At 66.3% G+C, this 13,084-nt stretch carries 15 protein-coding genes; 6 read left to right on the top strand and 9 right to left on the bottom strand.

Annotated features, from left to right (window positions below; all coding sequences use genetic code 11):
- Window positions 1-46 precede the first annotated feature (46 nt).
- Window positions 47-829: a ThuA domain-containing protein gene (locus tag F3H96_RS13695; protein WP_149802261.1), complete on the bottom strand. Its 783-nt coding sequence runs from the start codon at window positions 827-829 to the stop codon at window positions 47-49.
- Window positions 830-1,034: 205 nt separating this feature from the next.
- On the opposite strand from F3H96_RS13695, the gene F3H96_RS13690 reads away from it, so the two are divergent.
- Entirely contained in the window at window positions 1,035-1,790 is a 756-nt protein-coding gene (locus tag F3H96_RS13690) for a DUF4239 domain-containing protein (RefSeq protein ID WP_149802260.1), read from the top strand.
- A gap of 2 nt (window positions 1,791-1,792) precedes the next feature.
- Here the strand turns inward: F3H96_RS13690 and F3H96_RS31090 are convergent, their stop codons facing one another.
- From F3H96_RS31090 to F3H96_RS30520, 8 genes are all read right to left on the bottom strand, one after another.
- Window positions 1,793-2,197, bottom strand: coding sequence for a nucleotide disphospho-sugar-binding domain-containing protein (locus tag F3H96_RS31090; protein ID WP_244620001.1), 405 nt, complete (start codon window positions 2,195-2,197; stop codon window positions 1,793-1,795).
- Window positions 2,164-3,039 carry a glycosyltransferase gene (locus F3H96_RS13685; RefSeq protein ID WP_244620000.1) on the bottom strand — a complete coding sequence of 292 codons (876 nt, stop codon included), beginning with the start codon at window positions 3,037-3,039 and terminating at the stop codon, window positions 2,164-2,166. Before F3H96_RS13685 ends, F3H96_RS31090 begins: the two co-directional genes overlap by 34 nt.
- 351 nt (window positions 3,040-3,390) lie before the next feature.
- On the bottom strand, window positions 3,391-4,917 hold the full coding sequence (locus F3H96_RS13680; protein ID WP_244619999.1) for a DUF2778 domain-containing protein: 1,527 nt from the start codon (window positions 4,915-4,917) through the stop codon (window positions 3,391-3,393).
- A gap of 578 nt (window positions 4,918-5,495) precedes the next feature.
- Window positions 5,496-5,975, bottom strand: a complete 480-nt coding sequence (locus F3H96_RS13675) for a DUF2231 domain-containing protein (protein ID WP_244619998.1) — start codon at window positions 5,973-5,975, stop codon at window positions 5,496-5,498.
- Between the two features lie 192 nt (window positions 5,976-6,167).
- A complete protein-coding gene (locus F3H96_RS13670; protein WP_149802258.1) occupies window positions 6,168-7,433 on the bottom strand; it encodes an FAD-dependent oxidoreductase in 1,266 nt (421 codons plus the stop codon).
- Window positions 7,430-8,152, bottom strand: a complete 723-nt coding sequence (locus tag F3H96_RS13665) for a methyltransferase domain-containing protein (RefSeq protein ID WP_149802257.1) — start codon at window positions 8,150-8,152, stop codon at window positions 7,430-7,432. Before F3H96_RS13665 ends, F3H96_RS13670 begins: the two co-directional genes overlap by 4 nt.
- Window positions 8,149-9,216, bottom strand: coding sequence for a type III polyketide synthase (locus F3H96_RS13660; RefSeq protein ID WP_149802256.1), 1,068 nt, complete (start codon window positions 9,214-9,216; stop codon window positions 8,149-8,151). The genes F3H96_RS13665 and F3H96_RS13660 overlap by 4 nt, the downstream gene beginning before the upstream one ends.
- A gap of 172 nt (window positions 9,217-9,388) precedes the next feature.
- Window positions 9,389-9,547, bottom strand: coding sequence for a hypothetical protein (locus tag F3H96_RS30520; RefSeq protein ID WP_188131386.1), 159 nt, complete (start codon window positions 9,545-9,547; stop codon window positions 9,389-9,391).
- Window positions 9,548-9,780: 233 nt separating this feature from the next.
- On the opposite strand from F3H96_RS30520, the gene F3H96_RS13655 reads away from it, so the two are divergent.
- The 5 genes from F3H96_RS13655 (at window position 9,781) to F3H96_RS13635 (ending at window position 13,079) form a co-directional block, all read left to right on the top strand.
- On the top strand, window positions 9,781-10,170 hold the full coding sequence (locus F3H96_RS13655; RefSeq protein WP_149802255.1) for a hypothetical protein: 390 nt from the start codon (window positions 9,781-9,783) through the stop codon (window positions 10,168-10,170).
- Between the two features lie 137 nt (window positions 10,171-10,307).
- On the top strand, window positions 10,308-11,744 hold the full coding sequence (locus tag F3H96_RS13650; RefSeq protein WP_149802254.1) for a multicopper oxidase family protein: 1,437 nt from the start codon (window positions 10,308-10,310) through the stop codon (window positions 11,742-11,744).
- Between the two features lie 36 nt (window positions 11,745-11,780).
- Window positions 11,781-12,221 (top strand): DUF411 domain-containing protein, encoded by a 441-nt coding sequence (locus F3H96_RS13645; protein WP_149802253.1) that lies wholly within the window; start codon window positions 11,781-11,783, stop codon window positions 12,219-12,221.
- A gap of 4 nt (window positions 12,222-12,225) precedes the next feature.
- On the top strand, window positions 12,226-12,753 hold the full coding sequence (locus tag F3H96_RS13640; RefSeq protein ID WP_244619997.1) for a TlpA disulfide reductase family protein: 528 nt from the start codon (window positions 12,226-12,228) through the stop codon (window positions 12,751-12,753).
- A gap of 14 nt (window positions 12,754-12,767) precedes the next feature.
- Window positions 12,768-13,079, top strand: a complete 312-nt coding sequence (locus F3H96_RS13635) for a hypothetical protein (RefSeq protein WP_149802251.1) — start codon at window positions 12,768-12,770, stop codon at window positions 13,077-13,079.
- Window positions 13,080-13,084: the final 5 nt, after the last annotated feature.

Raw genomic sequence — 13,084 nt, 5'->3', positions numbered from 1 at the left:
CACGCGTGCGCAATTGCGAGCCCGAAACCGCTGCGTACTTTTCTGTTTAGCGGAAGCCGGCCTCGCCATGCGCGTGCAGCTTGGGTCCGCGCTCCTCGATCGGCTCCAGCGCCTTCTCGACCGACACGTTCGGTGCGTCGAGGATCTTGGCCTTGCCCTGCGGGTTGTGCGCCCATTTGACCGCGTTGCGCAGCACCTTGTGCACGGTCGCGTCATGATAGGTCGGATAGGTCTCGTGTCCCGGCCGGAAGTAGAACACATTGCCGGCGCCGCGCCGGTAGGTGAGCCCGGAGCGGAACACCTCGCCGCCCTGGAACCAGGAGATGAACACCGTTTCCAGCGGCTCCGGCACGGCGAACTGCTCGCCATACATCTCCTCGTTCTCAAGCTCGAAGAACTCGCCGATGCCTTCGGCGATCGGATGGTTGGGGCTGGTCACCCAGAGCCGCTCTCGCTCGCCCGCCTCGCGCCATTTCAGCGTGCAGGGCGTGCCCATCAAGCGCTTGAATATCTTCGAGAAATGGCCGGAATGGAGCACGATCAGCCCCATTCCTTCCCATACCCGGCGCGCTACGCGTTCGACCACATCGTCGGCCACCGCGCCGTGATCCTTGTGGCCCCACCAGACAAGCACGTCGGTTTCGGCGAGGCGCGAATCCGGCAGGCCATGCTCCGGCTGCTCCAGTGTCGCGGTCGAGGCGGCGATTGCCTTGTCGGCGCTCAGCGCCTTGGCGATGGTGGTGTGCATGCCTTCCGGATAGATGCCGGCAACCACTTCATTGGTCCGCTCATGGATGTTCTCGCCCCAGACGACAGCGCGAATTGTCATGGATAGCCTCGTGAATGATTGGGAGCCGCCCCGCGCCATTGATAGCGCCTTCGCCCGGCATTGAAAGCCGTTTTCGAGCGCCGCTTGCGCAAGGCCTTCAACCTCGTCATTCAGGGTCTCCACTCCGCTTCACGTCGCTCCGCCCTGGAATGACCAACTCAAGAAGCCGATTGGCAAGCTTCCTTTCCCGTGCGCAATATTGGCCATGGGCGAAGTGCTTGTAGGGGCAGCGATCTTTGCTTGTCTGGCCGGGGCTTCGCTGGTCAGCCTGATGGTGCACGAGCGATTTCCCGCTCACCACCTCGGGGACGACACCAGCGCGGTAGTGCGGCTTGCCGCGAACCTGTTCGTGGTGATGTCGTCACTGGTGCTCGGCTTGATGATCAATTCGGCCAAGAACACATTCGAGGCCATCGACGGCAACGTCCACACCTTCGCCACCGATATCATTCTGCTCGACCGAACGCTCCGGCATTACGGACCGGAGGCGGACAGCGCCCGGCAGTCGCTCGCCGCATACGTCCAGCGCGTCGTCGACACCTCCACCGCCGACAGCGACACAACCGTCGTCCCGAACAGGCTCTCGGAACTGCTGCTCAATCAGGTCGGCGACATCCTGGCGGGAATGTCGCCTACGAATGCCAGGCAAATCGCCACGCAGCAGGCCGCGACACAGCAACTGCAGAAGCTGGTCGAACAACGCTGGATATTGGCCGAGCAGTCCGAGGGCGCGATACCAGCGCCGCTGATCGCGCTGCTGGTCGCCTGGCTGACGCTGATCTTCGCCAGCTTTGGCTTTCGAGCGCCGCGCAATGGCACCGTCGTCTTTTCCTGCCTCATTTCCGCGACGCTGGTCGCGGTGGCGATCTATCTGATCGTCGACATGGACAGCCCGTTCTCGGGCCCGATCCAGGTATCGCCAGCGCCCCTGCAAAGGGCGCTGGCGGAACTGACGCAGTGAGCTCACTGGCTGGGCTGGCCAAGCACTTCGACCAACAGCTTCGCCGCCACCGCGGCGCCGTCGGCACGGATCCTGCCAGCCACTGCCGCTGCACGAGCGCGGGTTGCGGGAGCCAGCGCCACATCCAGCGCCGCCGACAACGACCCCACCGTCGGCACCGGTCCGTCATGCGCGGCGCCTATCCCCAGCTCGGCCGCCCGCCGGGCCCAATAAGGCTGGTCGCCGATCTGGGGCACGATCACCTGCGGCGTTCCCGCCCGCGCGGCGGCGACGGTGGTGCCGGCGCCGCCGTGATGCATGGCGGCGGCGACGCGGCCAAACAGCGCCTGCTGGTTGACCTCGCCGACTTGAAAACAGTCGTCGCCATCGTCGATCAGGCCGAGCTCGGCCCAGCCTTGCGCGACCACCGTGCGAAGGCCCTTGGCCCGGACCGCCTCGATGGCCGCGCGTCCGGCATCCTGGCGACCGCGACCGAGCCGAAGCCGACATAGACCGGCGGTGGACCGCCATCGAGGAACGCTTCCAGCCCGTCGGGGAGGGGCCGCTCGTCCGGCAGGATGAAGGCACCGGCCTGCACGGCGTCGATCAGGTCCGACGGCAGCCACGGCCCCAACGTCGGGTCGCAGGCGAGCAGGACGGTATCGCCGTAGACATAGTCGCGGACATTTTCCACCGGGGGCAGCCCGAGCGACGCGCGGTGGCCGTTGACGGCCTCGCCGAACAGCGCGTTCTTGGTTCGGATGTCCATCTCCCACAGCAGCCGGTTGTCGGTCACGCCGGGCGGCAGCGGATGGCTTGGATATTCGTGCGGCCGGTTGTGTGCCGACGGCAGCCAGACGGGGCAGAACGTGCCGAGCGTGTAGCGCATGCCGCGCTGCTCGGCGACCAGCCGCGCCGCGGCGCAGGAAGGAAAGAGGCCGAGCGCCACCACCGCGTCGCAGCCTTGCGCGGCCGTGAAAAGCGCATCGTATTGCCTGGCGACGATCTCGGCCGCCTGGCCGGAGATCAGGCTGGCCCGGCCCTCGGGCGACGCAGACCGTGACCGCTGCATCATCTCCTTCGCCCATTCGCGCACTGGCGCGAAGGCCGGCGCCAGCGGCACGCCGGCACGGGCGAGAAGGGCGGCAAATTCGTCGTCGCCCGGCGCGCTCACCCTGACCTCGGCGCCTTGCGCCTGCAACGCCGCGCCCAGCGCCGCCAACGGCTCGACGTCGCCACGCGAGCCGTAAGTCGATAACAAAAACCGCATTTCATGCTCCGTTCTCGTTTGTCGGAGCAGGGGTGATACGCCATGGCCGGGGTCTTGCCGCAAGCCCGGGCTGCGCCATATCTACATTCTGGGGTTTGGTATCTCTTCCTTGATAGCGGACGTCGCGCTGCCTTGGAGCCGGCTGATTTCAGGTCGGATCGACCTGGAATCTGAATCCGGGCTCTAAATCGTAGAGCATGATGTCGTTCCGAAAACCGCTTCACACTTTTCGACATGCTCTGGGCGGCGAAGGAATGCAGAGACGCCCGGCGCTGCGGCGCCGGGGGCCGTCGGATCGACAGAGGCATCGACAAACGGGGATGCCGGCGACAAACCCGCCGCCTGGTTGGCTCAGCCCTGGCGGCCCTCCTGGGCGACCTGGGTGAGGGGCCTCGTCAGCCGCGGGACGACGACCAGGCGTTTGATCTTGCCTTTTTTGTAGGCGGCAAGGAAGCGGCGATAGTCCTTGAAGACGACGCAGCCATTCGACTCGGCACGCCCGCCGCGCAGCATATAGGTGTGCGCGAGCAGGCCATTGCGGCCGTATTTGTTCCGGCCGCTGGTCGGCGTCAGGCGGATCGCCTCGACGCCGTGGAAGGCCGATTCACGCATCGACAGATTGTAGGTGTCGGGCGGCGTCGGGCCGGTATTCTTGCGGTTGACGAAGCGCGGCTGGTCGACCATCGAACCCAGTCCCGAATGCGCCTCCAGTTTCGAGCCGTCGGGCATGTAGACGGTCCTCGCCGAAATATCGTAGACGGCGACGCCATTGCCCATCGAGGGGCCGCTGAAAAGGTTGCGGAATGCGCTGCCGAGGCCGCCGCTTTCGGGCGTATCGGGCTTGGCATAGGCGAGCATCTCGGATGCCGGCGCCTTGCGCTTGGCGGGTTTGGAGTCCTCCGCCAGCGGCTTCGAGTTCGGGACGCCCGGCAGGCCCTGGTCGCCTCTCGGCGAGACCGCCGTCGGCGAGCTTTGCGCGGTGTCGGCAGCGGCCGGCTGCGGCTTGGCCCTGGCGGTCTGCGGCTTCGCGGCCTCGGGCTTTTGCGGCTTGGCGGCGTTTTCTTCGATCGGTTCGCTCGCGCGCTCGAGCGTCATGCGCGGGCGAAGCCCGGGCACCGCAATCGTGTCCGGCAGGTCGTCCTGCGGCGGCAGCGAGGCGACCTGGTATTCGCCGTCCTGGCCATTGTCCGAGTTGTCGGCGGTATTGGGCGCGTCGGCGTTTTGGAGCGCGACGGCGGTCGCAACGTCGGTCGTATCCTCCGGTGCGATGTTGGCAAGCGCCAAGGCCAGTTCGGAAGCGCCGGAGATTTCGGCCGGCTGCGAACCGAAGCGGGCCTCCGCCGGGGCGTCCGGCGTCACGCCGCCGAAGCGGTTCGCCGACGGCAGGCTGGCAAGCAGGAACGGCGCGTTCTGGGCGCGGGCAAAGGCATCGGCAAGCTTTTGCGGCGAAAGGGCTGCGCGCTTCACCACGCCGTCGAAGCGGTCGGCGGCTCCGGCGGCCGAAGCCACCACCACTTCACGCGCGACGCTGTCGGGCGCCGGCGGCTTGAGGCGCGCCGTCTTGCCGTCATGGATCCGGTCGTCGCTCTTCAGTCTTTCGGCCGCCAGGCGGTCTTGCCTGAAACTTGTCGCGAGGCTGAAGCAGCCGGCGTCGCAGCCGACGATGAGCGAGCCTGCCTTATAGCCGCCTTTGGCGGCAAGATGCGGCGCCCAGGCATTGGCGATCTGCCGGCGCTGGTCGCCGAGCGCGATGTTGCGCGGCGAAAGCAGGCCTTTCGGCATTCCGTTGGAAGCGGCGGTGAGCGAGGTGCTCACCGAATAGAGCCCCGCCAGGGTGGCGAGGGACCATAGCGCAAGGGCAGCGCCGACAGCAGGCACCACGACCCAACGATGACCGGATTTTTTCGAAGTTATCTCCCCATCAGGAGCGTCACCCCGGTTTTTCAAACGCAAAAACGCCATACGACCACTCTCAATCGGCATGCCGGTTTGCGGACCTGGCACCCGTCACGATCACAGTTCGCTGGTGCCCCCTGCACCTTTACGCGTCTGTTGCCGATTGATTCAAAAGATGGACAAAGATGGTTAACCAATCCCTCCACCAATCGCCGATTTGGCGACGGTCCATACGAAAAAAGAGCCCTTCATGGTCTGCGCCACGATAGAAATGCTCTTCCTCACCCGCTTTGCTGCCCGTTTTTCCAACCTCTGTCAAGAAAGCGTGAAGGCTGGAGCGGCAGCGTCTGCAGCCGGCTAGAGGCCGATTGGGGTCAAAATGCGACCGTGCGGCCGGCTCTGGAACAAGCCGGCCGAAGATGTAGTGGACCAGCGGCGGGGCCAGCGAGACATTTGCCGCAAGAGGAGGAATGTCGCCTGCGCCGGAGAGAGGAGGCGGCATGAAGCGTGAAAACCACGCGTTGGGGAACTTCAAATGCGCCCGGTTGCGCCGGCAGCGTTCAGCCCGTTTCGTCAGGTCTGTCAGCGACGCCGACGTGATGCCGATAGACCATTCCCCAGCCCTTCCAGCCGGTGAACAGCAGGATGAGGACAACGATCAGCGACAGGACCAGGCCGGCCGGCACCACCGCTGCCTCCGCCCGGGTATAGCGCAGGTACCAGTTGTAGAGCTCGATCAGGACGACGATCGCGTTGCCGCCGGCATGAAGCCAGACGTCCCGGAGATTGCGGATCTGGGCATCGCCCAGTATGTCGGTCAGGCCGGCAAGGGCGGCCAGGGCGGCCATGATCAGACCTGCCCCTAGGAGCCAGAGCGACGGGCCGACCCAGGCCGGATTGCCGGTTCGCCAGAAGACAAGGTCGCAAACGAAGGTCGCAACGAAGAAGGCGATCGGGAACGGTATCAGCATTGCATGAACCGGATGGCCGGCAATGCTTGCCGTGCTGTGCGGATTGTGGGTCGTCATCTGGTGGGTCATCGTAATGCCTCCAGGAGGCGTGGCGAGCGCCGCCCTCGGGCCACATCACAAACTCAACACGGGCTCGGCGGCAAAGCCGGACGCATAGCGAACTCCGACTGCCCCGAAATGTTCCATAACCCTGGCGTCCGCAGCGGCCGACATAGCCGGATATGCGATTTCTGGCCGTCGCCAGGGAAACCATCTCTTGTTTCAGCTCAGCGGGCTCGGGCGAGGGCGCGCATCGGCCAGACCGGGGACGGGCTTCGTCTTGCCGCTGATGCGCGCCCCCAAGGTCAGCGTCTGCGGAAAATAGCGCACGACCGCCTCCGTCAGTGCGGCGCCGCCGCGGCCGAGGGCCATGCGCGCAATGGCCTCGGCGGCAAGGACCCGCGTCGAGAACAATCCTCTCCAGGCTGCCTCGTAGCGCTTGCCGGCCGCCTCGCGTTCTGCCTGCCCGCTTGCCGCCGCGCCGAGTTCCAAAGCCAGCAGCCAGCCGGACTGAAGCGCCATCGATATGCCCTCGGCGATGATCGGGTGCGACTCGCCGGCGGCATTGCCGACGCGGAAGATGTCTTGCCGATAGCCGGCGCGGATGCCCGGCCGGATCGGACCGGCCGCAAGCCACGGCCCGTCGAGGCGGGCCTGCTCCAGGGCTTGCCGCGCGCCCCGGCATGTCGCCATGATGTGATGCTCGACGGCTTCCGCCGCCGAGACATGGCCGCCGCGTTCGCGCACGAGGCTGTCGCGCAGCCGGGTGAGCACATCGCGCCTTATGCAGCAGGAGATCGACATGCGGCCATGGTCGGCGACCACCATGCCGCCATAGCCGCCGGGAAACATCAGCAGCGGCATCAGGTCGGGCGCCAGCGACGATCCGGTGAAATGCGCCTTGAAACCGAGCAGGTCCGAGGCTCGGCTTTTCTTCTCGAGCTGGCTCGGCAGCGGCCCAGGCTCCCACGAGCCGTGCGCGGCGACGATCACCGGCGCCCGCAAGATCGTCGCCTCGTCGGGCGATTTGCCGCCAGTTGCCTCGATCCGCACTGCGTGGCGGTCGCCGTCGCGTTCGATGGCGACGGCGCGGCAAGGCTGGAAGATCTGTGTGCCGGCCGACCGCGCCGCATCGAGCAGCAATGTATCCAGTATGTCGCGGCCGAGCGCCCGGCCGAAGCCGTCCCTTGCCGCGGGCCCGGATCTCGCGCCCGGCATCGGCGCCTCGATGCTGGTGTCGCCGGAAAAGAAGCCTACCCGGCGGATCTCGGGCCCGGCTTCGGCGCGCCAGGCACCGCCGATGTCCAACCTGTCGAGCAGCGCGAGATTGCTTGCCGAGATGTATTCGCCGCACACCTTGCGGCGTGGAAACGCACTCTTCTCGACGATCGCGACGGCCCATCCGCGGCGGGCGAGCGCCAGCGCCGCAGACGTGCCCGCCGGACCGCCGCCGATGACGATCGCATCGTGGGTCGATGGCTGCCTCATGGCGCGTCTCCAGCCGGCAGCCCAGCTGCGCCGACGAAGGCGTGCGAGAAAGGACCGGCGCGCCGCTCCTCGAGCGGCCTGCCGCCGGCGGCGCTCCACAGGTCGGAAAGCTCGCTGCCGCGAAAGCCGGCCCGCACGCTGTGGGCGGCGTCATGCCTGGTGACGTCGTTGGCACCGATCGCCGGCAGGAGACGGGCCGCGGCGAGCGCCAGCTTCGCCCTCAGCGGTTCCGTCGCCAGGATGAGCGGCGCCTTTCGCCGCAAAAGCGAAAACAAGCGATGCAACCCGTCGTCGTCGAAATGGTGCAGGAACAGGTTGGCCGTGATCGCGTCGAAACGCTTGCCGTCGGCCTTGCCTGCCCAGTCGAAGACGTCGGCGGTGACGGTCTCGAGCGTCCATCCCAGACGGGCGAAATCCGCCGCGAGCTTTGGCGTGGCGAGACCGATGCGGTCGAGCATCGTCAGGTCCACCTCGCGCCAGTCCGGCGCCAGGCGCCGCGCCACCTTCAACATGAAGGTGCCGTCGCCGGCGCCGATCTCCAGAAGACGGCAAGGCTGCCGGGTCAGGTATTTTCTCATGAGCGAGGCCATGATCGGCGCCTGGAACATCAGCGCGTTGATGCGGGCGAGGTCGCGGCGCGAACGGATTGCCCGGGTGTCGTCGGCCGCGAGCCCGTCGAGGATTTCCGGAACGAGGCTGCGTCGGGCGAGCGCGCTCATGAGACGGTCCTGAACAGCATGGTCTCGGCCGTCAGCCCGGGTCCGAAAGACATGCCACAGCCCAGCAGGCCGCCCGGCTTCTCCAGCAGCTCCGCCATCACGAACATGACGGTCGGCGACGACATATTGCCGTATCGGCGCAGCACCTCGCGCGACGGCCCGAGTGCGGCGGGATCGAGGTCGAGCGCCCTCTCGACGGCATCGAGAATGCTGCGGCCGCCGGGATGCACGGCCCACAGATCGATCGCCTCCGGCGGCCGGCCGCCGAGAATGGCGGCATGGTTGCGGCGCAGCGCTTGCTGGATGGCCGCCGGCACCTGGCCGGAAAGAAACATGTCGAAGCCGTGGTCGCGAATATCCCAGGTCATCAATTCCCGACGCTCGTCCGCGACGATGCAGAAGAAACTGTCGAGCTCGATGCCGGGCGGCTCGGCGCTGATCAGGCTCGCCGCGCAACCGTCGCCCCAAAGGCAGAAGGACAAGAGCTTTTCCAATTCGGCGGTCTCCGTGATGTGCAGCGTGCATATCTCGATATTGACCAGCAGGACCTTGGCTTGCGGGTCGGAGCGGACGATGTGGCGAGCAAGCTTGAGGCCGTTGAGCGCCGCATAGCAGCCCATGAAGCCGATCATCGTGCGTTCGATGCCGTCCGGCAGGCCGCAGCGCTGGACCAGGTCGAGGTCGATGCCGGGCGCAGAGAAACCGGTGCAGGAGGTGACGATGAGATGAGTGATGCGCGATGCCTCGTCGCCGAGACGGAGCCCGTCGACGCCTTTTTGCGCCAGGACGGGCGCAGCTTCGGCGAACATCGCCATTCTCGCCGCCGTTCCGGGAAATGCGCCGCGCTTGAAGGTCCCGGCAAGGTCGGCCGACGGCCCTTCGGGATCGCGCGCCGGCGCGAAGCAGGAAAAGCGGTGCTCGATGCCGGCGAGGCCCGACATGCGTTCGAATATCCTCCTGCGGTCGGCGGTCAGCATCGAGGCCGCGTAGCGCAGGTAGAACTGATGGATTTCGTGTTCCGGAACCGCCGTCGCGATCCGGTTGATATAGGCGTTGGCGGGCATGTTCTGTCTCCCTGGGCTTCGGGCGCGATGCGCTGTTTGCCGGAGGGTTTCTTGCTCATGGGCGCCAATGCCAGGCGCCTGGCTTTGAGCGTTGCCTGTTCGATAAACGTTTCGGAAAACCCGTTTCTTCCAGGCCGGCGCAAACCTTCAGCCCTGCGGGACTTCGGGTCGGTCACTTGCCGTCCTGCGCTGCTCCGGGCACGATCAACACGCCCTGGTCGCGCTCCGAATATTTGAAGCCGATGAAGAACAAGGCGATGATGATGAGGCATACCGCCAGCACGGTGGCGAGTATCCTTCCCGGGTTTACGGCAGGCGGCTTGTCTTCCATGGCGGTTCGCCTCGCATATAAACCCGGCGACAGCGGCAACGGTTCCGAGCCGCCGATCACGTGACATCAATGACTGCCATCAGCCCGCCTCGGCCGTGCGCTTTTCATCGCCGGGCAGCCGAGCGATCGACATCGGCACGGCCGCCGCGGATGAGACCCGATACCGCGCCCAGGGAGAAATCACGGGCTTGCGACTTGCAAAAGCCGAACTTTGCCGTCAGCCTAGGCGGACAATGGCTCAGCTGTCGCCAAAACATCTCATGGTCATGCTGCTGGCGGTCCTCCTGACCGCCGGGTTCAGCCTGTCCGCCGCCCAGGCCAGTGTCATGTCGGCGAGGATGGCAGGCGAGAACGCCATGGCGATGCCTGCCGCCGGCGGCATGGGCAAGATGGCCGGCGGCGCCATGGATGAAGACTGCAAGGCGTGCCTCAAGGATTTGGGCAGCAAAGGCGGTCCGATGCATTGTCCGCCTGACTGCGTCGCACCCGTTCTCGCTGTGCTGCCGCAGGGCCCGGCCATAAGGATAGCGCCGCGGATGCAGCAGCCACCGCCGCCGCCTGCCTCTGTGCTGCGCGGGCGAAGTTTGCTGCCTGACCCATCACCTCCCGACCCACTGCTCTGATCTGACGCCGCATCGGCCGCATAGCGGTTGATCCGTGGCGTCCCGGTCGCCCGCTTCGCGCCGCTGCGTCGCGGGCTCGCACGGCAATCCGGCTGGTGCCGGAATGCCTGTCGTGATCGAGATCGCAAAGGGCATACATGAATTCCGCTTCCAATCGTTTTTTGTCGCGCCGCGGCTTTCTTGCCGCGACCGCTGGATTTGCCATGTCATTGCCGATGCGTCCGGGACGCGCATCGGCCGTGGACGAACGCTCCATCAAGGCCGCACCAAGCCAGGCGCGGGTGGCCGGTTCTGATCGCCCGCCTGCCTCGGCCTGGGCCTACAACGACACCGTCCCTGGCCCGGTGCTGCGCGTTCGGCAGGGGCAGCCGGTCCGCATCGCTGTCGAGAACGGGTTGGCCGAGGACACTACCGTCCACTGGCACGGCATCCGCTTGCCGAACGCCATGGACGGCGTGCCCGGGTTGACCCAGCCGCCGATCGCGCCGGAAGCAAGTTTCACCTATGAGTTCACGCCGCCGGATGCCGGCACCTTCTGGTACCATCCGCATGCCGACAGCCTGGTGCAACTCGGTCGAGGCCTTGCCGGCATGCTGATCGTCGAGGAGGCCGAGCCCGTCGCCTTCGACCGCGATCTCATCTGGCTGCTGCAGGACTGGCGGTTGGCCGCCGATGGCGAGATCGCCGGCGGCTTCGGCAGCGCGATGGACGCGGCGATGTCCGGCCGTGTCGGCAATCTCGTCACGATCAACGGCACTGTGCCGGCGGACCAAGCAGTCCGGGCCGGCGAGCGCGTCAGGCTGCGACTCGCCAATGCCGCGCTGGCCCGCATCATGGCGCTGCGCTTCGAGGGTCACCGGCCGATCGTCCTGGCGATCGACGGCCAGCCCTGCGAGCCGCACGAACCGGAGGACGGCCGCCTTGTGCTGGGACCGGCAATGCGCATCGACGTCGCGCTGGACATGCGCGGCGAACCGGGCGGCCGGTATCGTGTGACCGACGACTTCTATGACGGCCTTGCCTACACGCTGACCACGCTTGCCTACGACAACGCGCCGCCGCTGAGGACGCGTTCGTTGGACGCGCCGCCCGCACTGCCGCGCAATCCCTTGCCCGAGCCCAATCTCGATAACGCCATACGGCAGGAGATCGTCCTGCAAGGCGGCATGGTGGGCGGCGGCAAGCTTGCCGGCGTCGGCGGCATGATGGGCATGGCGATGCCCGGCATGAAGGGCGCCGCCGCCTGGGCAATCAACGGCACGTCGATGATCGGCGACGGGCACGCCGGCATGATGCCGCAGTTCATGCTGCGGCGGGGCGTTACCTGCCGCCTTACCCTGCGCAACGAAACCGCCTGGTGGCACCCCATGCATGTGCACGGGTTCAGCCTTTTGCTGCTCTCTCGCAACGGCGTGCCCGCGCCGCATCGGCAATGGCAGGACACGGTGCTGCTCGCGCCGAAGGACACAGTCGAATGCGCCTTCGTCGCCGACAATCCAGGGGACTGGATGCTGCACTGCCATGTCGCCGACCATCAGATGGCCGGTCTGATGACGGTGTTCCGCGTGACCTGATTTCGATCCAACCCACCAACGAAGGAGAACTGGAAAATGAAACTGACTTATGCGCTGACCGCCCTCGGCCTTGCTGTCGCAACACCGCTGCCGGCGCTCGCCGCGACTATCCAGGCGGTGATGTACAAGAACCCGCAATGCAGTTGCTGCGAGGCCTACGCGACTTATCTCGAACACAACGGCTTCAAGGTCGAGATCAAGCCGGTCAACAATCTGTCCCAGATCAGCAGTAACGCCGGCGTTCCGGCCGACCTCGAAGGCTGCCATACGATGATGGTCGATGGCTACGTCGTCGATGGCCTGGTGCCGGTCGATATCGTCAAGAAGCTTCTGACGGAGCGGCCAGCCATCGCCGGCATCACGCTGGCCGGCATGCCGGCGGGCGCACCCGGTATGGGCGGCGAGAAGTCCGAAACCTGGACGGTCTACGCCTTTACCAAGGACGGCAAGGGGCCGACCGTCTATGCGAGCGAGTAGCGCTGTGACCTGGGGCAAACTGGCTATGGCACTGGTGCTGCTGGCGGTCGCGTGGCCGGCGGCGGCCGCCGGGCCGACACCGGAGTTCGCCATTCCGGAAGCGCCCGCTGCCGTGCCTCAGATCAGCTTTACCGACGGTGCCGGCCGGCTGAAAACGCTCGCCGATTATCCCGGCAAGGTCGTGCTGCTCAACATCTGGGCGACATGGTGCGCCCCCTGCCGCAAGGAAATGCCGACGCTCGACCGCCTGCAGGCCGAGCTTGGGGGTCCTGATTTCGAGGTCGTCGCGGTCTCCATGGATCGCGGCGGCCCGGAATTGGTGAAGAAGTTCTTCGCCGAGATCGGCGTCACCCACCTTGCGCTGAATATCGACACCTCGGCCAGGGCGATGTTCACGCTTGGCGCCGTCGGCCTTCCGATGACGTTGTTGATCGACCGCAACGGCAAGGAGATCGGCCGGCTGATCGGGCCGGCCGAATGGGACGCTCCCGACATGGTCAACTTCATCCGCGGCCGCATCGCCGTCAAATGAGAAAGGCAATACCCATGAGATCGATAGAATTGGCCCGGGTCCCGCAATCCCCGCCGCGTCACGGCGTCCATCGCAGCGGGCGGCGCGGCCTGATCGCCGCCGGCGTGGCCATTGCCGTCGCCAGCCTTGCCTTCAACTGGAGTTTCCTGGTCGCCGCCGGCATCGCCCCGGTGCTGCTCGGCCTCCTGCCTTGCGCTGCCATGTGCGCGCTGGGCCTGTGCATGAACCGCATGACCGGTCGCTCGGGCTCGGCAGGTGAGCTTTCCCCAAGGGATTGCGCCGACGATCCGAAGGTGCTTTCCGCCGATCTGAAAGGCAGCGACTGATGCAT

The organism is Mesorhizobium sp. NFR06, assembly GCF_900115245.1.
Taxonomy (GTDB): Bacteria; Pseudomonadota; Alphaproteobacteria; order Rhizobiales; family Rhizobiaceae; genus Mesorhizobium.
This window is presented reverse-complemented; position numbering and strand designations above follow the sequence as displayed.